General features: G+C 36.9%; 18 protein-coding genes (1 of these 18 only partly in view). 7 read left to right on the forward strand and 11 right to left on the reverse strand.

What is annotated here, in order from left to right:
- Together HWV54_RS02735 and HWV54_RS02740 are read left to right on the forward strand one after the other, a co-directional pair.
- Positions 1–1,252 carry the 3' portion of a M23 family metallopeptidase gene (locus tag HWV54_RS02735; protein ID WP_176953552.1) on the forward strand. It extends 755 nt beyond the left edge of the window, so 1,252 of the gene's 2,007 nt are visible here — the last part of the coding sequence; the start codon falls outside the window, past its left edge; the stop codon is at positions 1,250–1,252.
- 1,030 nt (positions 1,253–2,282) lie between these two features.
- The gene (locus HWV54_RS02740) at positions 2,283–3,407 is read left to right on the forward strand and encodes a metallophosphoesterase (RefSeq protein WP_005866961.1); all 1,125 of its coding nucleotides are present in this window, start codon (positions 2,283–2,285) and stop codon (positions 3,405–3,407) included.
- 66 nt (positions 3,408–3,473) lie between these two features.
- Here HWV54_RS02740 and HWV54_RS02745 read toward each other — a convergent pair whose 3' ends face one another.
- From HWV54_RS02745 to HWV54_RS02755, 3 genes are all read right to left on the reverse strand, one after another.
- Positions 3,474–4,892 carry a sensor histidine kinase gene (locus HWV54_RS02745; RefSeq protein ID WP_005866959.1) on the reverse strand — a complete coding sequence of 473 codons (1,419 nt, stop codon included), beginning with the start codon at positions 4,890–4,892 and terminating at the stop codon, positions 3,474–3,476.
- A gap of 226 nt (positions 4,893–5,118) precedes the next feature.
- On the reverse strand, positions 5,119–5,673 hold the full coding sequence (locus tag HWV54_RS02750) for an RNA polymerase sigma factor (RefSeq protein WP_005866956.1): 555 nt from the start codon (positions 5,671–5,673) through the stop codon (positions 5,119–5,121).
- Positions 5,674–5,680: 7 nt separating this feature from the next.
- Positions 5,681–5,884, reverse strand: coding sequence for a NepR family anti-sigma factor (locus tag HWV54_RS02755; protein WP_005866954.1), 204 nt, complete (start codon positions 5,882–5,884; stop codon positions 5,681–5,683).
- 166 nt (positions 5,885–6,050) lie between these two features.
- On the opposite strand from HWV54_RS02755, the gene HWV54_RS02760 reads away from it, so the two are divergent.
- The 4 genes from HWV54_RS02760 (at position 6,051) to HWV54_RS02770 (ending at position 8,976) form a co-directional block, all read left to right on the forward strand.
- Positions 6,051–6,845 carry a response regulator gene (locus tag HWV54_RS02760; RefSeq protein WP_005866952.1) on the forward strand — a complete coding sequence of 265 codons (795 nt, stop codon included), beginning with the start codon at positions 6,051–6,053 and terminating at the stop codon, positions 6,843–6,845.
- A 20-nt stretch (positions 6,846–6,865) separates the two neighbouring features.
- Positions 6,866–7,879: a PAS domain-containing sensor histidine kinase gene (locus HWV54_RS02765; RefSeq protein ID WP_005866951.1), complete on the forward strand. Its 1,014-nt coding sequence runs from the start codon at positions 6,866–6,868 to the stop codon at positions 7,877–7,879.
- 229 nt (positions 7,880–8,108) lie between these two features.
- The gene (locus HWV54_RS06990; protein ID WP_040296429.1) at positions 8,109–8,474 is read left to right on the forward strand and encodes a hypothetical protein; all 366 of its coding nucleotides are present in this window, start codon (positions 8,109–8,111) and stop codon (positions 8,472–8,474) included.
- A gap of 49 nt (positions 8,475–8,523) precedes the next feature.
- Positions 8,524–8,976, forward strand: coding sequence for a hypothetical protein (locus tag HWV54_RS02770; RefSeq protein WP_040296480.1), 453 nt, complete (start codon positions 8,524–8,526; stop codon positions 8,974–8,976).
- A gap of 38 nt (positions 8,977–9,014) precedes the next feature.
- On the opposite strand, the gene HWV54_RS02775 is transcribed toward HWV54_RS02770, so the two are convergent.
- Positions 9,015–9,767: a DUF4167 domain-containing protein gene (locus HWV54_RS02775; protein ID WP_005866947.1), complete on the reverse strand. Its 753-nt coding sequence runs from the start codon at positions 9,765–9,767 to the stop codon at positions 9,015–9,017.
- An 836-nt stretch (positions 9,768–10,603) separates the two neighbouring features.
- Here HWV54_RS02775 and fdhE point away from each other — a divergent pair.
- Positions 10,604–11,500 carry a formate dehydrogenase accessory protein FdhE gene (gene fdhE / locus HWV54_RS02780; protein ID WP_245256324.1) on the forward strand — a complete coding sequence of 299 codons (897 nt, stop codon included), beginning with the start codon at positions 10,604–10,606 and terminating at the stop codon, positions 11,498–11,500.
- Between the two features lie 650 nt (positions 11,501–12,150).
- Here fdhE and HWV54_RS02785 read toward each other — a convergent pair.
- From HWV54_RS02785 to HWV54_RS02815, 7 genes are all read right to left on the reverse strand, one after another.
- A complete protein-coding gene (locus tag HWV54_RS02785; RefSeq protein ID WP_005866943.1) occupies positions 12,151–12,594 on the reverse strand; it encodes a hypothetical protein in 444 nt (147 codons plus the stop codon).
- A 2,717-nt stretch (positions 12,595–15,311) separates the two neighbouring features.
- Complete coding sequence (locus tag HWV54_RS02790; protein WP_005866941.1) at positions 15,312–15,536, reverse strand: hypothetical protein; 225 nt, start codon at positions 15,534–15,536, stop codon at positions 15,312–15,314.
- A 935-nt stretch (positions 15,537–16,471) separates the two neighbouring features.
- Positions 16,472–17,476 carry a phage tail protein gene (locus tag HWV54_RS02795; RefSeq protein ID WP_005866939.1) on the reverse strand — a complete coding sequence of 335 codons (1,005 nt, stop codon included), beginning with the start codon at positions 17,474–17,476 and terminating at the stop codon, positions 16,472–16,474.
- A complete protein-coding gene (locus HWV54_RS02800) occupies positions 17,473–18,597 on the reverse strand; it encodes a tail fiber domain-containing protein (RefSeq protein ID WP_005866937.1) in 1,125 nt (374 codons plus the stop codon). Before HWV54_RS02800 ends, HWV54_RS02795 begins: the two co-directional genes overlap by 4 nt.
- On the reverse strand, positions 18,594–19,055 hold the full coding sequence (locus HWV54_RS02805) for a hypothetical protein (RefSeq protein ID WP_005866935.1): 462 nt from the start codon (positions 19,053–19,055) through the stop codon (positions 18,594–18,596). Before HWV54_RS02805 ends, HWV54_RS02800 begins: the two co-directional genes overlap by 4 nt.
- A 149-nt stretch (positions 19,056–19,204) precedes the next feature.
- The gene (locus HWV54_RS02810) at positions 19,205–20,668 is read right to left on the reverse strand and encodes a hypothetical protein (RefSeq protein ID WP_005866933.1); all 1,464 of its coding nucleotides are present in this window, start codon (positions 20,666–20,668) and stop codon (positions 19,205–19,207) included.
- A gap of 225 nt (positions 20,669–20,893) precedes the next feature.
- Positions 20,894–21,577, reverse strand: a complete 684-nt coding sequence (locus tag HWV54_RS02815; RefSeq protein WP_005866931.1) for a hypothetical protein — start codon at positions 21,575–21,577, stop codon at positions 20,894–20,896.
- Positions 21,578–21,642 lie beyond the last annotated feature (65 nt).

The raw sequence follows: 21,642 nt of genomic DNA on the forward strand, positions 1-21,642 counted from the left end.
GACCATTTCCCCACAAACTCGCCGTATTGATCTCACTAAAAATTATGCTGAAGATATTATTCCTGTTCGTAAAAAACAAAAGATAGCCGATGCTTTTAAAAACTCCAACTATACAAAGCAACAAATTGAACAGGTTGTAAGTACTTTAACCAAATTCAACCATTCGGATACACTTAAAGAAGGAAGTCTTTTACGCATTGGTATCGTTACACAAGCAGGAGAAGAAGATCATCTAGTACGGGCAAGTATTTATCAAGGAAAATATCATATTCTCACCATAGCCCTGAATGATAAAGGTCGATTTGTAGAAAGTGCAGAACCCAAAATGTCCCAAGCACTTAAAATGGCTCTTCAGAATGGTATTCCACATTCTTATATCAATACAGCACAATTACCAACAGCCTATGATGCACTCTATACTGCTCGACTCAGCCATAATGTGTCTCAATCTCTCTCGCAGCATCTTATTCGTCTACTTGCCACCCACATTGATATGAAAAGCCGGATAACACCAACCGACCAACTCGAAATATTTTATGCCGTGCCCCAACAAAACGATACAGGAAAAAACAACAAAGCAGCCCCGAATGGCAAAAAGAACCAGAAAACGAAAGAAGCACCCACGAACGTAGATCCTGAAATTCGTTATATCAGTGTCACTTCTGGCAATACAATTTATAAATATTATCGTTATCAATCAAAAGACGGAAACGTTGATTACTATGATTCAGAAGGAAAAATTTCCAAACCTTTTTTGCTCCGCAAACCTACCCCAAATGGCATTTTTGGTTCCCCTTTTGGTCCACGTAAACATCCTATTTTAGGTTATGTTCGTATGCACACAGGCGTTGATTGGGTTGCACCCAAAGGATCACCCATTATTGCTGTAGGAGATGGTATTGTCACAAAAGTAGGTGTAACTGGCGGCTATGGAAATCATACAGAAATTCAACACAGTAATGGATATATCAGCAGCTATTCGCACCAAAGCGGTTATGCACCAGAGATCAAACCAGGCGTTAAAGTACGTCAAGGACAAGTCATTGGCTATGTTGGAACAACAGGAATGGCAACGGGGCCTCATTGTCATTTTGAAATCATTGTAAATGGCGTAAAAGTTGATCCCATGCGCATCCGTATACCTGATAGTAAAGCTTTAACAAATCAAGATCTACAAGCATTTATGGAAGAAAAAAATAATATTGATTCCTTATTAAACAGCCCGGCACCATCATTAGAAGATGCTTCTTAACCCACCTTCACATTATTCAAAATATGCCAAGAATTAAAATACACGACACCATTCCCTCTTGCATTTTTGCGAAAACAAAGAAATACCTCTAAAATCTTACACACAATTGAACTCTTTCTGAAAGAGATTTATTGACACAAGAGAAATACAATATTTGCAAAATGATTGAAGAAGAATTGCAAATGCTTCTTTAAGGAATATGAATCTTTCAATTTTACATAAAAACCAAGAGGAAATATTCGTATAAAACGTTCTTGTTTCACATTTATCTCTCTATTTACTATGTTTTCCCTGTCAGTTTTATCCAAAACGTGAGCGGCCTTACCTATCCCAATAAATCTATCCATAAGGTATACACAGATATAAATAGATTACAATTAAGCTGTTAAAGCCCACCAAAGCACCGCTGAATAGAGTAAAAGAAGCTGAAAACCAGTTTATATACTATGGAAAACTGGATCTTACTAATAGTCAAATCTTGGAGAGCTATCGCTCTGAGAAATGTTTTCTGATAATGTGCCCGTTTAAAGCCTTGCTCTGCGATGCAAAAACTCACGGTTCTCGCAGCATCATAGTAGCGCTTAGAAGAAATGCAAACCCTCACACATTGCAATAATTCACTTAACGGAAATGCACTTTTTCATTTTTGCTCCGATTTAATTACAAATCAAGCATAGAAGACACGAAAGAGAATTGCCAATGCAGTAGCTTGCATCCTGTAATAATATTTGGACACGTTGACGTTTTTTCTTAGCGTAATTGCGTGCTCTTTTTAATTCTTGCATGCATTCTCACACGCACTTCAAAAGCTACATGTCACTCTGAAGCAGATATCACAAGATAAAATACTCGACAGAAAAAATAATAAAATACAAAACAATCCAAAACTGTCTGATAAACAATATAACAAATTATATAATCAAAGTTATTCCAGATCTACTAAAATACAAATCATAAAAAATATTTGTATCAAAAAGAGTTTTATAATAAATTAGGATAGTTTATATTATAATAAGTTAGGAAGTAAGTTATGAAATATAAAATAATAACGATCATTGCTCTAATAATGTTTGCTTGTGGAGAAACAAAAGGAGATATTACACAACAAAAGAACATTAGCTCTAATCATTATTCAAAAACATCTTCGGACATAAGAAAAAAAACTTCCAAACAAAACTATACCGCTATCATTATGGCTGACCCGCAAGCATGGTGTTTGGACTATGGTGATCCTAACTCAGAAGAAAACAGAGCACTCTGGATCAGTAAAAATGAGAAAATTGCAAAAGCAATAAAATCACAGAAAGCAACTTTTCATATCGTCAATGGTGACTTAACTGAATTTGGGCGTAAAAAGACTTATGATGATTATGTAAACATATACAAAAAACTCGGCTCTCCTGTTTATGAAGGGCTCGGCAATCATGATTATGCCAATAATGTTGGCAATTGTTCGATTCCTGAAGAAATGAATTCTTCAGGTGATGCATGTGCTATAAGCGCCGTCTTGAGAATGATGAAAGAAATCAAAAAATACAGTGATGTTCTTCCTCAATTCAATCAAGATATCACAGAAAAATTGATTGATACTTCTAATGCACCTGTCCGCCTTATAGAAGGAAGTTTCGGTTATTCATGGGATTATGGAGATATCCACTACGTGCAACTTCACAATTACCCAACTTATACGGTTAATTTAAAACAAAGTGATACGCATATTCATGTTAAGAGCTCTTTAGATTGGCTAAAAAAAGATTTAGCTGCGGCTGATGCTAGAGGAAAAGTCACAATTATCAATTTCCACGATGCTAGCGCATTTTACCCTAATAGTAATGCACGTTTTCTTAAACCTGAAAATGCTCAAGATCTATCGGCATTTAAATCAGTCATTACCCCCCATAATGTCAAAGCAATCTTTGTTGGGCACACCCATTACCAAACTTATTGCCGTGCACAAAATGACAAAGTCTTCGGTAACATTCCTATATACATCGCAGGAGCATTGTTCAGAGGAGACTATTACCTAATCAATGTGAGAGGAAAAGATATATATGTTAAAGCCTATAACGGAAAAACAGGAAAACCCATTTTGATTGAGGATTTGGGCAAGATAGGCACCAACCCAGAATTATTCGAAAGCTGTAGTAATTTATAAGAATACTATTCTCATTTCATATTTACAAACAAAAGGGGATTTTAAGATCCCCTTTTACAAAAGAATTTATGAATCATTTGCACCATTTGTATTAAGTTTTGGCAAAGGGATTGTAACTTTTGTCCCACCTAAATGAGACTTTTCAAAAAGTGGTTTTTCACCAAACTGCATACAAAGTTGTTCAATAACCAAACGACCAAGCCCTGTTTTTTGCTCTGATATTTGGTGCTTTATACCCACACCATTATCTTCCACAATGAGCATCATTTGTCCATTTTCTTGGGGACCGAATGAGATATAAATATGACCAGAACGCTGATCAGGAAAAGCATGTTTTAAAGAATTTGTCAGTAATTCACCAAGAATAATTCCAAGCGTTGTTGCATCTCTTGAAGACAACCGACAATCTTTAAAGTTCGTGTGAATGGTGATATTTTCGCGCAATTCAAAAGGCACTGCCATTTCAACATCGTGCACCACCGAACTAAGAAACTCAGCCAATAAAGTTGTTTCCATATCATCACTCAAACGCAAACGTCGATGTGCTGTGGAGATTGTTTGGATACGGTCGCGTGCGGCACCAAGAACAGAACGCACTTCTTCATTTTTGCTGCGACTTAATTGTAGCCCTAACAAAGAAGAAACTGTACCAAGAGAATTGCCAATGCGGTGGCTTGCATCCTGTAACAATATTTCAACACGTTGGCGTTCTTTTTCAGCATGATTACGAGCTCTTTCCAATTCTTGTGTCCGTTCTTTTACACGTGCTTCAAGAGCAGCATTTTCACTATGAAGCAACAATTGATACATTTTTAAAGAACGTATATCGCGACGAAAACGATTAATAACAAAATAAGCAGAAATAAAAGTACTCACAACAGAAACAATCGCTGCCAATGTTAAAGCAGCCCGCATAAATGCTATACCTTCGCGCTGTTTTTGCCGCACCACATCATCACCATTAATAAAGCTTGTCATCAATTGCGCTAAACGCGCCACTGGAATCTTCGAGACTTCCAAGGATTCCGAAGGTTGAAAAGATTGATCAGGAAGCGCATCAAGCGCATGCATATGAGCTTGCATAAAAGCTTTGCGTGCTTCGACCTCTTTTTTAAAAGCCGCAAACCATTCATACCATTGCGGATGTGCATAAACAATGAGCGCTGTATAATCGAGAATATTATCAAGCTCCCGCACAGCATTTTCAAAGTGTGCTTTATCTTCTGGCTTTCGTTTTTTTGCATAGCTACGGTCAGCGACTGCCATATCAATCAAATTAATGAGCACTAAATCAGCCTGTTCACGCAATTCTGAACTTGTATTTAACTGTGCAACTTCTCGATCAACGGCATTTGAAAGCAATATAATAAAGGCTGAAGCCAAAAGGGCCATAATAAGAGAAACAACAATTGCCACCCAACGCCAACTCGATATATCTGAATCAGAAGAGGGACTTTGAGGAAGAAAACTCGTCTTTGTTGTCATAGAATTTCCATTGGCGAACCTGAAAATCGTCATTTTTCAGTACAAAGGAAGGCGTCCTTATAGAACATAACACCAACAGCCCAATGGATACTTTCGTACAGGCTTTTCTTGTTTTTCCTAAAATTAAACACCAAACACTCTGAATTTCCTCAGATACTGACTTTACTTTAATAGCTATAACGGGAATAAAAAAAACAAGGCTATCAACCATAATTATTATGCCTTTTTAGACATTAAATGAACACAATGTACTTCCAGCCGAATAAGAATCGGGTCCATAATCAGACTCACCATTCACTTTGAGCAGCTCCTGTAAGCGATTACGCGCCCTACTAACACGGCTTTTAATTGTTCCAACCGCACAACCACAAATAGCTGCAGCATCTTCATAAGAAAAACCCGAAGCCCCAATAAGAATAATGGCTTCTCTTTGATCCGCGGAGAGCATATTTAAGGCTTTTTTGAAATCTTGCAAATCAAGGGATCCATATTGAGCAGGATGAATAGCCACATTTTGAGTAAACACACCATCACTGTCCTGAACTTCCCTTCCTTTTTTACGCATTTGGCTATAAAATTCATTACGTAAAATCGTAAAAAGCCAAGCCTTAAGATTGGTTCCCATTTCAAAACTGTCCTGCTTAGCCCATGCCTTCATAATAGTATCTTGGACTAAATCCTCAGCTTTATCGTGTTTTCCACTTAAAGAAAATGCAAAAGCCCTAAGAGCTGGCAGAATTAGAAGGAGTTCCTGTTTAAAATTTTTCACGCACTTTGCCATAAAGGATTCAAACCTTTTCCACATTGTTTAAACCAAATTGCTCTGCGCGCTCTAACCTGTCTAAAAGCTCCAACAAACGCCGTGGAAGTGCTTCTTCCTGAATTTCCATGTAAAATTGGCGTAATTTTCGTGCTATTTCGCTATTAACGCCGAGAAGATCATCTCCAAATGTGAAATGATTGGTGAGATTTTTTTCATCACAGTCGTTCATTTTTTGTCCCCCTAATCCATATAATATTAGTAGCACGGAGAATATTTTCGCCTTATGGTTGTAAATATAGTTGTATGTAAAAAGTTCCATATAAACCAAGGAACTTTTTCATCTCTCAAAGATTTCAACCAACAAAGTGCTTCAAAGGTTAAAGGAGTTATAAAACATGTCATTATCTACGCGCATCGCACCACATCTTCCCTATCTTCGACGTTTTGCCCGCTCTGTCACAGGTAGCCAATCATCTGGTGATGCTTATGTTTCAGCGATGTTGGAAGCACTAATTGCAGATATTTCTATTTTTCCCAAAACATCCAGTGACCGCATTGGTACCTATTGGCTTTTTTGCCATCTTTTTGATCAAACAACACCCAATATACCAGAACCTCTACCGCAATTTGGCCTCGAACAAAAAACGAGTGCCAAATTATCGTATCTCACTCCCCGTGCACGCCAAGCCTTTTTATTGATTGCTGTTGAAGGGTTTAATGAACAAGAAGCCAGCGAAATCATGTCTCTTGATGCAAAGGAATTCCGCAAGCTTCTCAACCAAGCATCGACTGATATTTCTCAACAAATAGCCACACAAGTTATGATTATTGAAGACGAGCCTCTTATTGCACTCGATATTGAGCAAATGGTAAAAAGTCTTGGCCATCAGGTAGTAGGCATAGCACGAACCCGTGATGAGGCTGTCATCATGTATCATAAGAAAAAACCACGGTTGATTTTGGCTGATATTCAATTAGCCGATAACAGCTCAGGCATTGATGCGGTCAATGACATTTTGCAAAATGACCGTATACCAGTGATCTTTATCACCGCTTTTCCTGAGAGATTACTGACTGGAGAACGTCCAGAACCGACTTTTTTAGTCACTAAACCTTTTAATCCTGATATGGTAAAAGCACTTATTTCACAAGCTTTGTTTTTTCAAGAGAATGCTTCAAAAGCAGCCTAGAATAGAGCACCATCTTCCTTATGAGCGTTACCCCTCTTCCCAAGCCGCCCATGGATAAATCCCACCTCAGCGCTCTAATGCAAGCGATTCGTGGTGCTGATATTTGTGTTTTATATCAGACAACAAATTTGGTCTATTTATGGGCTGAAAACTTGCCGCAGCATTTGCATAATAAATGGCGAATAGGATGCCGAGATAGTGATTTTTTTTCACTTGAACTTGCAGACAACATGGAAACCATTAAATTGCAGGTTTTAGCCACCGGCAAAATGCAAACCATTGAAGCACGGTTTGAGGATATAACCAAACAAGCGATTTGGTATAAATTTTCCATTGATTGTCACCGCAATGATAATGGAGACATTGTCGGTATTATCACCACTGGTGTTGATATTTCAGGATTACGCCGACGTGAACAAGTATTGAAAATATTGCTTAGAGAAGTCAGCCATCGTTCTAAAAATCTTCTTGCCATCATTCAAAGTATTGCCAGCCAAACAGCACGTTATACTGAATCCCTTCAGATTTTCTTACGCAAATTTCAAGGACGAATCCATTCTCTTTCACATTCACAAGACCTCATCACCGATTCCGATTGGCGTGGAGCTCAATTTCGCGAATTGGTTCAATCACAAGCTTTGGGTTATTTGATGAAAGAGACAGAACGTTTTTCACTTGAAGGTGTAGATCCTTATCTTTTTCCGAACGCAGCCTTACATATCGGTTTAGCTTTTCATGAACTCATTATCAATTCTCTTTCTTTTGGCGCCTTATCACAAGAAAAAGGAAGTGTATGTATATGCTGTGAAATCCACACAAAAATGAATGGAAAAATGCAACTTCTCATCACTTGGAATGAACATTTTGAAGCAGGAACATTACTCTCTAGCGAGCAAAAAGCCTGTTTTGGTAGTACTGTCCTAGAAAAAATTGTTCCCGTCGCTGTAAACGGTTCAGCTTCTTTCAAATTAACAGAAGAAGGGATTGTTTATTGCTTATGTGTTCCCGATACTTACTTTGATATCGTTTTTTAAAAAAGCGGTTAAAATGCCGCATAACGAAAAAACAAAATACGATGCCCTCAAAATTGTTCCAATAACATCCATTACTCAATCAAAAGACATTCCAACAATCTCTCTTAGGACTCTAAAATCTTGTCCACCGGAACCAATAGATCTTTAAAAACGTTTGTTCATAACGAAAACACCCCACAGGTGACAAATTAGGCTCTACGTTGTCAACCTCTTATTCAGAAAGCATTTTATGAATACCCTTGTTTTTATCCTCTTATTGGTTTCATGCACAGATGATTTTAACAGCTGTTATTCTAACGATAAAATGGTCAAAATTTATCCAACAGCGCAAACATGTGAACAAGCCATGATACCCTCCACAAAACAATTTTCTTCTTATGGGCAACAAATCTTTGCCCAATGCACAAGGGTACTCACAAACTCACATCAACAAGAAATAAAGCTAACCTGGTCAGTAACGAACCGAGGAAATCTCCTGATTAAAAGCCAAAATATGAATGAAACAATATCCAAAATCCCCAAAGCAAATGTTTTCCTTACATCATCCCCACTTCTAAGATTTTCTCCTATAGACCTTTTGCACAAAAAACCTTAAAAGCTAAACTCATCAAGCTCTAAGGAAATAATCCATGGAAGATTACAGCATGATGGATAATAAGCGAATTGATACTTCAAAAAACCAACGTGCAGATCAATGTGCACTACCTCAAGACTTTCCCCTGGATCCAGCAGTAGAACAGGTGAGAAAAAAACTTATGCGTTTAATGATTATTTCTATTTCAATAACACTTATTCTTATTCTTGCTGTACTGTTTGGAGTTGTCTACAAAATTACAGTAACAGAATCAAACACAAAACCGACAGACCACTTTTCCTCTCACAACAGAAAAAATAAAGAAATTGCCCATCACATACTTTCTTTACCAAAAGACACACAGATTCTGTCACAAAGCCTCTCAGAGCATAATATTGTATTGAAAATTTTAACACCAAGTGGGCAGATAAAATTTATGATTTACAATTATCATACCGGTACACTAATCGCAGTTCTTTCTATTGAAACAACAGAAGAAACATTGACCACCTTACCCCATTAAGGCATACCTCTTACAACCCCTTAAACAGCGTTTTTGGTTTAAACATTTTCCTCTGCTGAAGATGTAACTACCCGACGGCGCCGTGGTTTTCTCTGTATTTCTTTATCTAATACAGGCAAAGAGGCAACTTTTTCTGTCGACGTATCTTCATTCTGAGAAGCTTCTGGGAGCTCAAAATGGGGAAACTCAAGAGATTCCTCTTCTTGAACACGCATAGTACGCCGTCTTGAAGGTCGACGCATTTTTTTAACAGGCTCAACAGTCTCTTCCCCAGTACATTTTTCCTGGATAGTTTTCTTATTCAAGAGAGTGTTAGCTTCTAATGCATCTTCACGCGCATGCCCTAATGCATCTTCACGCGCATGCCCATTTTGTGCCTTAACATGTTGGCCATTACTACTTTTTTGTGACAGCATTTGTGAGTCGTCTGTATCACAATCGACAATTTCTTTTTTCTCACCTTCAGCACTAATTTCAATGCATTCTTGCTCATTAGCTTCATCACGGCGGACATACTGTGTTTGCCCAACCGTTGCTAAAATAATACGTAAGTAGTGCTCAGCATGTTGTAGATAATTTTCCGACATAACACGATCGCCAGCACCTTGCGCATCTCGTGCAAGACTTATATATTTGTCAGCAATCTGTTGAGCATTGCCGCGAATTTTAACATCCGGACCGCTACTTTCATAATTCCGAGACAAGGGGTTAGGGCCGCGACGATTATTATTGTTATTACCATTGTTGTTATTATTGCGACCGCGTACCCGTCTATTTTGTTGTGGCCTCATTTTTATCCCTTTTTTATCCCTTTTTGGAGTCTATGTGTCTTAATTTATTTTTCTTCATTACATTATTTTCCGATAACGTTAATCACATTTAAAATACAGTTATCAGGCTATCCGCGTTTTATTTCACTCAAATGATACCTACTGATATTTGATAAAACATAATTTTCTGAAAATCACAAAAACAGCAGGGAAACCATAAGCTTAAATTCCCTTTTTCTCTGTTAACCAGCAGGAACCTAGTGATGTTCACGTAAAATGCCAAGTGTTTTTTTCTAAATAGACCATATTTTACTAAAAAAATAACTATCTTGTGGAAAAACAAAAAACGAGACTAAAGTAAAACATCTCTTGAAAACAAATAATTCCTGCCAGAGAACCAATAAAACTCTCTTTTTTTCTAAATCACTGATCCTAAAAACGCTGATAGCCCATGCCCCATTGCACACCTAACTCAGAAGACTCACTTTCTCACGAGTTACCGCACAAACGCCATCACTTTATGAGAGTAACCTTTCTTCTCCACTAAAGCAACCCCTTCGTAAGCAATAATCCGCTCCTACTTCACAAAGCCTCTTATTTTCTATAAATAGAATAGTATAAAGCATTATTCAAGTCCTATGATTACCAACAGAGTCATTTTTATGCTAAAATTTGCCCACTGCACTATTAAAATTTTTGTTTAGTTTCATGAAACTATAAATAAATCGGATCTCTCAATTTATGACAAGCTCAGCATAAAACTAAGTATAAAATAGACAAAGATTCATAAGAAAGAAACAATTGACATGCTGCGCCCTCCCAAAAATTCAGAATTTACACAAAAAATTCCAAGAACTATGAATAAAAATGGCATCATGGTCTCTCCAATTTTAGTCATACTTCCGAGTAAAGAAACTTTATTTGCAAAACGAGCACAGCGTTTTGCACATTTAGCTAATACCCTTGAACACAAACAGATTCTGCATTTTTTTTCTCATTTTTGTAATGCCCAACAACAATCGATAGAAAAATTTAAAGATTTTGCTGTTCCTCTTAGACATTTTGGTGCACCGACAACACCTCCTCTTAACCGATCAAAATTATTAACCTTAGGTTTATATGAAAGTATTGTTGGTGATTTTTTAAACCGTCTATCAAATGCAACACTTCCTGGCCAAGCATTTTGGGCTACAAAGTACGAAGCTTTAAGCCGTACACAACAGCAAAAAGACCAATGGCGTATTTGGGGACATAATCTGTTAAACCACAAACTTCCCAAACAACAATTAGCAGAACATATTTTTATCACCGGCGCATTGCAAATCATGTATTCTCTTGCCACTTCACAGCTTGATGCGCAACATTTAACTGCACAACAAAACAACCTCTGTCCTGCTTGCAACGGCACACATTCTGCCAACCTCATTATCGACTGGAAATCGCATAAAACCATAAAGGTTTGTTCTTGCCTTTATTGCGGAACTCTTTGGCACATACCGCATACCCAATGCACTTTTTGTGGAGCGACACAGAGTATTTCTACCCACACCAGCAAAAATATTCCCGACGGCATTTTATTTGAAACTTGTGAAACATGTGGATTTTATTGTAAACAGCTCAATCAACAGCAAAACTCGACACTTGATGTTTTTGTTGATGACATTAGCACCCCTACAGCTGATTTTTTACATAAAGCCTCTTTTCATTTTAAGCATAAGAGTTTCAATCCCTTTTTAGCTGAATGCAGAAAATAAGCAATTTTTCTCTAAGCCAAGCAGCTTCAAGAATATTTTCCCTTTCCTACAACGACAAGGGTGCCAAAAATCTATAGACTAATGATGATGAATTTTAAATTATGGATTTTACCACAAAGAAAATGCAAAAACTCTCGTAACACATCGAACGCATATCACATACAAAACACCTTTCTTCATCAATAACAGTACCATTTATATTATAACAGTACCATTTATATTGAAGTGTTTTTCAGGTGAAGAACACATACGCAGCATCACAAAAAATTAATAATTTTCATGCTTCTAAATCAAAGTTCAAAAACATATTTTCCATCTCTTTCTCAGCTCTTTCGAATGATCCCCATGAAGAAAGCAAATAAAGTTCAGTAATTGTTTTTTATTTTTGTAGTATTTTATAATATTGTCTGCCAATCCGTTGTGTAAAAAGCCAAAATTTTACTACCCATTTATCATAATTTGCAGTCATCATTAAAAAAAACACAACTGATACAAGACAATATGTTTTTTTAAGCAACGTAAAAATTTCAAAGAAGGAGATAGCATGTATGAAACAATGGAAAGATTTTTGCCAATCAAAATTTTGTGCTACATGAGTTTTTATATTTTTTCATCAAATTTCCTATACTCTTAAATTTTCATGTAAAAACCTAAAAGCGATTGCGTACCTTACCTTTTTCATCTTCTTTTTCATTGAAAAAACAATCACGTAAAAGAAAATAATTTCCATCCCCCGGACGCACCAATGCCACACATTTTTTCTTTGCAGCATAAGAAAGCTTATCCCACATTTCACGAATGGTAAAATAAGCTTCACTTTCCAAATGAATACAATGCTGATAGACTTCTTTTTTCATATCAAGCATAACTGAAGCAGCAATTTCCTTGCAATACACGCGGTGATCAAAGACTGGAATAGTCAATTCCGCAGATTCCTGTTGTGTTATTTGTTTATTGACAGAAAAATAGCTGATAATTTTTACAACGAAAAAACAGAACGCCAATATACAAAAGAGCAGCATACAAACAAAAGCGATCTTGCGATATAATCTTTTGAAATAAGCTTTTTGTCTTGCGCGGATTCTTTTTTCCATAAAAACCGTATCCTTTAACAACCCAAAGTAAGCTTTTTTACAGCAAACAATAATAGAAGTATCAATATCCAACATACATGTTACAGCAGCAAACTCTTTTTACATCAAAGCACACCGTTTTCTTTATCACGGACATTTTATTTTTTCATTGTTTGCACTCTTATTGGAAACTTTTTCATCTCCTTTATGAAAAAGATTATAGAGGCATTACCATAAGAGTTTGCTGATGTAAAATCCCATACAAGCAATACCAATGCTCTTATAGATAAAGATAAACAGGAATTGTCCAAAAAACGCTACCATTTTCCATGATACTATCTCCATGCTTAATCATGTTTTGCAATATTTGTAAAAGCTTCAATTTGCCCCTCATTATCGCCCAACACAACCAACACAAAGAAAGCAGTAACGAAACACATTTCTGCTTTTGAGAAAAATTAAGATAAAAATAAGCTCTTTTAATAAATATTAGTCTCTTCACCAAGAACTTACTGTAAAACAATAAGATAAAGATATCTCAATTTATCGTAAAACCTCTTGATATAACTGAACTACAATCATGGCACAGCAAGAAAAAGTGTCTCCATTATCTAGTTTAATCAGTACAAAACAAGAAGAATTAGTAAAAATATTTTATAATTCTATATGTTAAGATAGATTTTTGAAATAGCTATAAAATATAAACTGCCAAAGCAGTATCAGCTCATTTGCTAAGCTGTAAACCTAAATACAGCACCATCCAATTGAAAGAGAAAACAGAACAAAAACCCACGACCAATATCTCTTTTCATCTACGTGTCACAATATTAGAAGGAAGTGTTTCTACAAGAGGAATCTTGAGAGCAAACGAATAACCACTCTTTTAATATGATAAAGTCCCAATCGAAGAGTAAAGATATTTACTCCTATCGCCCAATAACCTAATGTGTTAATTTACAAGATACTCATACCATCTTGTTAATGGTTACAGCGAATTCCTGAATCTCATCTTCTTCACCCAAGTCTGTACTAATATTACAGATAATATAGGCCCTAGTATTACAGATAATATAGACCCTAGCAAATCAGGCTTAACTTTACAGCCTATCTCACGGAGATAATAAGCCAACTGCCCCCAACGAGTAAACCTGTTATACGTCCCCGTAGAGACATAAAGGATAGAGATCTATCAGATTCTCAACAACACGGTTTTAACCTTGACTTTATCGAAACAGCTTTTGTGCTTAATATAAAATCCGTTCCCCATATATTAATAACAAAAAATTCTATGTTCTATAGCTTCAACCAACCCCAATCATACAATTAAGAAATAACACTAAATCTCATTTGTGAGAACAAATACAACATACAAATAGAGTCATGGTCACTCGACTAAAATCATTCTCTTCTTAAAAATTCAGCTAATGCCTATTGTGATGTAACTTCGCGGGAATTTTCCTAAATAACCAATGGTATGTTCATTCAACAAACAACACACCTCTTATCAATGAATGAGCGACCATCTTGTTTGGAAGTTAAAGTGTGATCATGAAGTTTAAAAAACTATGCAATAAACAGCTATAAAAACACACCCACTATGGGCCTCGACACCATTGTAAGCAATGAAAAGGTAAACTTTTCAAGCCCTTATCACTACTCAAAACTTTGTAACAATCATCATTCCAACCTTTGCTGCGCATCAATACTGATAATTTTTTGATGAGATCTACAGTGGCGTATTCTGTTCTTTGTTTTTTATACGAAAAGAAAAGTTTTAAATCGAAACCTCTGTTTAACTAAAATACCGTTCACGATAGAAAAGACATCAATACTGCTCATTCACTCCACCTCAAGAGATAAAATCTCTTAAAATATATCTGGTAGCGAATGATTATCGCAACATCTAAACAAAGAGACACCATATTCTGGTATAGATTGATAGGAAATAGTATTATTGAGATAAACTATTATGCCTGCACTGTGCAACTCTACTTGATAAGGAAAAAAATGGTAACCGCTTTATTCACCAAACTTGGTACAATAGTACGCCATCCATTCCCGATTATAAAAGCAGACACAACTTTATAAGTATTTTCTCCTACTTTGGTCCATTTTGACAATTCAGCCCGACAACTATCCCCTGAATTTTTGAAAACATAGAATTATAAAAATTTGTATTTTTCCCTTATAGAAAAGGGGCACAAAAACGGCAAATATACCTTGGTTAAAAATCAATCACTCATCTACTCAAAGATTTTTTCAAATTGTGCTCAAGCTTTTTTAACCGTAAGAGGTTCCACTTGAACAGCAGCAACAAACTATATCTTTCTACACAAGAAGTACCCCTATTTATGCGATAACTCATTATCTTCACACCCACAGCGCTTTGATATGCGCACCCGCAGAAAATCTCCACGTATTTAATGCACACTACCTTCTCGGTTGAAATTTTTCATATTCTTTAGAACACCTCAAACGCATTACGGTATCCAGAGAACAAACCGAGAAATGAACCAATAATGTTTAATAATACCTGGATCACAACAATTAGCTAGCTTCCTTATTTTCCTCAGCAATCCTCCTATAGACTACCGTTTTTTCCATTATCTTCTGCATTGAATCGCACATTCCTATCCCTAACTTTGCTATTTCCATCACTGACTGTGCTCATTTTACAATCGTATTCATGAAATTCACTGCTAGCTATACCAATCTCACCACTGATTTTACTGCTTTTATCAGTCTTTTTTAGCATTTTGTTTATTTTTAATACTAGCAAGATCTATTGTTTGCAATTTTTGTTCTACAGTATCCATGCGCCGTGAAATTTCTGTGATGTCTTTATGTATTTTCTTCAATAATGCATTCAAAGGTGCATGACCCATTCTTCCGCTAGCATAAAGAACCACGCGAATATGTTCAGGATCATCAATATCAGCGATAGAAAATGGAAAAAGTGCCATTATACCCCCTTTTTTAATGCACTATAAAACAGCCATATTAGCAGATTTCAGTGCATTTTACCGGACAAACCTTTGCATGGTACATACCATACACAAACTCCTTGAAAGAATCTTGGCAAAGAATTTTTTTAAAACGCATTTCTTTTTCTCTCACTAAAAACGATGCTTTCACAATGTGCAACCATAGCAAAACGCAGGATCACCTTGCACCATTTGTTCAGCCATTGCCTTTTTCAATCACAGTCTTCCGGTACCAATCTTGTACTTTTTAAGAAAATTTCCTCACAAGCAAAAGTAATCATTTCTTAAAGGAAAGCTGAATTTATAAACACGCATATCTTTCAAAAGTCAGCGTCCTAAATACACCTACTCTAGCAAACATAGCGCCCATTTTGAAAAAATATGGATAAAAAGCGGTAGAGATTTTTGCTTACTTTTCACTCTTCACCAAAAGAAACAATGCATCAACTTCAAGAAACACATATTGCAAAGTCTTGCTATAAACTTAAAATTTTTCCCATACATATAAGCAAAAGCGCCTTAAAAATTTTAAACGTTTTTTCTCATAAAATTCTTCTTCATAAATTTTTCTCATACAAAGACCAAGCATGGTCTTTTAACAAAAAAGAAAAAAGCTTTCCGAAAATAAGAGTACCTTTGCTTTTTCCCTTGTACGCCTATGACAAAAAAACAGCAAAGAGATAAAGAAGCACATCCAACATTGGAAAATCACAACCACATGTATTTCATCCCTTCCCACTCAAAAAATATTGAATATATTCAATAGAGAAGAATGAGATAAACAAAGGATGCATTTTTTCTGAAACTTAAGCGCTTACCATCAAAGCTTCATAGATGACATATCTTATAATGCATGTTTTTCTCTGATAACAAACATTTTACAACAATTTTTATTTCTGAAAGAGCTTCTATTCTTACGCTTTGACAGCATAAACAACTGCCATATTAACGGGTCGAGTTTCATCACCACCTGTTTTTTCCAAAAAGATCTTATGTTCATGCGCTCCCGCAAGTTCTGTTAAAGATTGTTGGTAATTGAGTCCACATGGATAAGCTTTCCACTCATCATGACTCCTCTGCACAACCATTTCTTTAAACCCTGGGAAATTATGCTGATGCTGACCAGTAGAACTTGTTTTTCCTTCATGAGTATGGGCTTTAAAAGACTCTTCTTGTCTACTTCCCAAGAGACGTCCTTTATCAATCTCTTTTCCACTATCTAGACCACGCAAAAACATCCCACGCAAATCAGGAACATTGAATGTTTTTAGCCCATCACCTTTTCCCCATGTTTCACCAAGAGCTGCAAAGAGGTTTGCATACGCACTACGCGAATATTCTTTACCATCACACAATAACCAACCAGTTGGAACTTTTTCCATAGCAAAAGTACCAATAAAGCCAGGTGAAAAACTTTCAGGTAAGGGAGGCAATGATGGAATTTCAGGAAGTTTAATGGTAGGATTAGTTAAAAACCAACCATCAGCATTTTTTCCGGCAATATCACAAGTATAGACAAGCTCATAAAGACCGCCCTTTTGAATTTCTCCGCCTCTTAAAGGTGCTATACCATCTAGAGTTGCCATATAAACGGGTCGTGAGAGCAATTCATTTAAGGCAACATTTGTTATTCCCTTATTTTGCCCTTGTGCTTTAAAACGCACAATGATCCCACTCATATAAGACTCAAAAGAAGATTTTGTAAACAAACAAATAGATGTTCTATTCTTCTCCTCGTCGACGATAAACTGTGATTCAATGACCCCACCATTATCCAATAAATATTCTTTGATACGTTGCATCATAACGCGCGCGCTATCATTCACTGAACTTGGAAGTTGTCCCTCTGCCCAGTTTATACTCTCATCAGCATAGGCATTTTCGGATGCAGTAAGCGACCAATCATAAATCGAGCTCATAGCAAATATCCTTTTTTCAAAAAGGGAAAACGAGCAAAGAAAGAAGAAAAGAAAGCAGCAATTCTTTTTTTAGGTTCTGTAATTTTCTTCATTTTTAAACCGATTTTGTCATAATCGACATGCAATAATTTTGTTTTTGCATTAACGAACACCGCCTCAGGCTTCAAAGACAACACCTCTTGGGCAAGAACACCGCGATAACGTTGTGGATCGCCTTTATAATTAAAGGTATAAAGCGGATAGCCATTTTTTTTGCCCACAGGAACGATATTTTCTTTGGCTCTCACATCACAAAGCCCTAAAACTCCTCCCAGCAATCCAAGCACTTTCTGTGCATCGCGCAACGGATCTTTTGTAATAGAAGGCATTGTTGTAGACTTTCCTGATGTTGTTCCGTAATTTCCAGCGGCTTTTGTTCCAATGCGTAGCAACTGTTCTAATCGGTTCCAACCTTGATTATCTTGTTCTGTCCACTTTTGGCGCTCAGAATCTAAGACATTCTGACGGTTAACATCTTGGATTAATCCGCCCTTCAAAGCATTGCTTTGGGCGTTACTTTGCCCCTGATAATAACTATTTGCTGCATTAATCTGATCATATAAGGAGCGATCAATCATCTGATTAGCATTCATCATATTATGAACATCTTGATTATACTGCTGAGCAGCAGCATTTGTTGCCAATGCACCAAGCTCATCAGCAAGTACCCCCGTATGCGCACCAGAACCATACCGCCCAGCTCCAGACATGGATTGATTAATAGCATCAGAAGTTTTACTCAGTGCATTTTGCAACGCAGCATCAAATTTACTATTATTTCCAACCCAATTTCCCTTAGCCATACTAAGAAGATTCGTAGCACTTTGAGTTGGTGTATTAAACCCCTGTGTCAATACTGGATTGTTATACTGACCAGCAGCCTGTTCTAAACCAGTGAGAGCATTTTTTGTCATAGTGCCAAGCCCAGCGATGCGCTCACCTTGATAAACATTTCCACCAATTCCTTTATTATAAAGGTCAAGAGCTTGCGCACTGGCTTTTTTAAAAATATCTGCTGCCCACGCAGGAGGTGCATTTGTTTGTGTTGTTGTTTGCACTTGAGGTGTTGTTTTTCTACTCATGGGTTCAAAACCTTTCTATAATGGATCAGATTACGAGAATATCCATGATGGGCGAGCATTTTAGCCCATCCAGATCTTCCAAACATTTGCATTTCTTCAGCATTGATTGTTCGCGCCCATTCTTCAACCTTATTGATCAATTTGACCAATTTCAGCCCTCCTTCTCCGGCCAAATCTGAAAGGATAACGCGTTTTTTTCCTGTATGAGTTATTTCAACTTTGGTAATCGCAAAAGCGCTAAATTGAGTTTTATTTTTTAATACCAACCACAATTGTGCTTGACCGGTAGCAATTTCTTCAGCAATCATTTCCAGACAAACATCATCAGGAAAGCGCTTAGCATATTTTTTAAGTGCAGCATTTAGAGCCTCTTGATAAGGTGCTATTTTTTCCCATGACCATTGATCTGTAAGATAAGCAGAATAAAAATTTTGGTTATCATCGCATTGCAGTGTCATAATTTTGGCTTTTCAGCTTTCTTGCTGCATATCTTCCATTTTCTCACAGCGCATTTTAAACTTTCTCTCGAGACATAGCTCAGCGCATCATTTCTTTCCTATAGAAAGCACATGTTTTACCTTATAAATTTTATTACAGGAGGCATTCTTTACCGCATGCCGGCAGACTGCAATTCCACATCGAACCCGGTCACATGAGACCAATTCACTCCTTCTGGAATGCGTAATTTAAAGCGATAAAACCGCGCCCTTGCGCGAGAATGAATTTGCCCTGTATTACGAGAAGGTTTTCTTTCCGGCAACCAAACTGTTTTCTCTTCAAGGGATTGCCGAAAGCGCATTCCCACAGATAAATAAAACTCTGCACTATTCACTTGAGGCATAATATTTTTCATCCGTGTTATCATGCCATTTGTCTGCCCCATTTCTTGCGATGTCACGATACAAGCCATAGGGGGGCCAGAAAACGAACCAAGTTTTCCCTGATGATCAAATGCACCAAGAATAGGAGACTCATTTTTCCAAGCTTTACTGTCAAGAGAAAAAGACAAATTATCAATGCTCTCAGTAACCTGGTCCAATCCTTCTAAAGTGGTTCCAGCCAAAAAAATAGGCAAAATCATTTTGATACCCACAACCGCTTTGGTCCATTTTTGTAATCCCCAATCATAAATGAGTAAGATACGCTTGTGGATGCTCTCATCAGTATCAACCATCCAATAAACGCGATTATACACCCCATCAATAGCAGCAGATAGAGTGTAAAGATTTCTCTGAGTAGATTTTGCCGTCATAGTTCGATCCACTTTTTCGAACCCAATTGGTATAATCTGTCCCTCGTTGGTTATTTGATAAAATCCACCCTCATCAGCAAAAAAAGCAAGATCACCTCGACAAACAATAGATTCAGCATTTTTTGCGCCACGTTTATCGTGAATTTTTTGAAAACTAAAAATAATCTTAGAGCCAGGAATAAAAGATCCGGCATAGATTGCAGAACGCATAAAAATGATTGGATTTGTTGTTTCAGTCGCACCTTGAACGAAACCACCATCAGGGAAATCTTGATAATCGCAGCTTTTTTTTCCAACAGTCCAAAATTCAGCATCGTTCAATCCTGACCAATGAACACGTCTTGGATGCTCTGTCAACTTCATCAGACAAACAAAATCTCCCCATACACGAACAATTCCCGCTTGTGGTGGATTTCCGCCTAAATCTCTAAACCTTTTGTCATGATTAATATCGATCACTTGTGGTTTATCATTGGCATTAACAGCAATAACATAATCGCCAAACAAAGCGAAAGACCATGGAGCATCAACATTGGCAAGATAAGATTTTCCATTTTGGCTGATATCTTTCCAACACTTTGTTATATTGTCAAGCAGATAGATTTTTTGTTGCGTTCCAACAATAATAGACACACCATTTTTTGTTTTAACAGCAAGAGCACCTAAAATTTGATCAGGACAAGGCTCTGACAAAGGGTTAAAGCTTGGCATAGGAATATAGGAGCCATCAGCCGGTAGCACATTAATGAGTTCATCGGTAAAAAGTCCATTAATGTCCGCAACATCAGGCCGATAATCAGCGATTGGAAAAAAAGCCATTGAGCCCCCCATTAGAAGAATATTTGCAACACCTTATTACAGTGTTTTAAATCGCAAAGACTTGTTTTGTTTTAACTAAAAGAGTCCCAGAGAGTAAGTCTCTGTAACAAATCATAAGACTCAAACTATTAAGAGAACTGAGGAAAGCACATCGATGCATTCACAAATAAAATGCCACCAACGCCCACCAGAAGCACCAATCATCAACGATTAAGAAAAAACTATTTAAAACCTCATTGGCAGAATGTTTGAAAAGCTTTTTCGGCGCGATGTTTCAAATCGCAAAGCTTGAAGCTGTTCTTGAAAATCTCTAAAAGAAGCAGCAGCATATTCAGGATCTTTGAGAATATTCTTGTAGAGCTCGTATTTTGCACGTGCTTTAATGAAATCAAATGCATAAATTAACCACGGATTATCCTTCTCCATCACCTGTTCATCCCCAACACGAACAGGAGCATAAAAAAGACACACAGTTTCAACCTGTTGAGGAGTTGGAAAGAGTCCTATTTTTTGATCAAAGCAAGTGAAAAAGAGAGGTGTTCCTTGTGGAGGCTGCAATCCATATTGTTGTTGCAATGCCTCAACAGATTTAAAAAGCAACTGCATTTGTGTTGCAGGATATGTTCCTACAAGGACAGATTCCAAAACCTTTTCTGATTCAATTACAATTCCCACTTCTTGACCATACCATGTTTTTCCACTTTGTGTTTTGAAAGTCACCTGTCTTTTCTCATTAAAGAAGAAAGGTTCCCGTTCACACAAACGCAAAGCGGTAAAAATTGAATCTTGAATTTGAGTGGAATATTCAGCTGTTGTATCGTCAATTTCATCCTGAATAAGCGCGACCATATAAGCAAAAGTTTTAGAATGATTTAATTGCGAAAGGTTGGAGTTATTGGGCATAGCCATAATCAGTCATAATCCTTTTATTTATAAAGCTATTTACGTGCTTTTCCCCAACAGAGTATTCTGTT

Origin of the sequence: Bartonella alsatica, assembly GCF_013388295.1 — a bacterium.
Classification (GTDB): domain Bacteria; phylum Pseudomonadota; class Alphaproteobacteria; order Rhizobiales; family Rhizobiaceae; genus Bartonella; species Bartonella alsatica.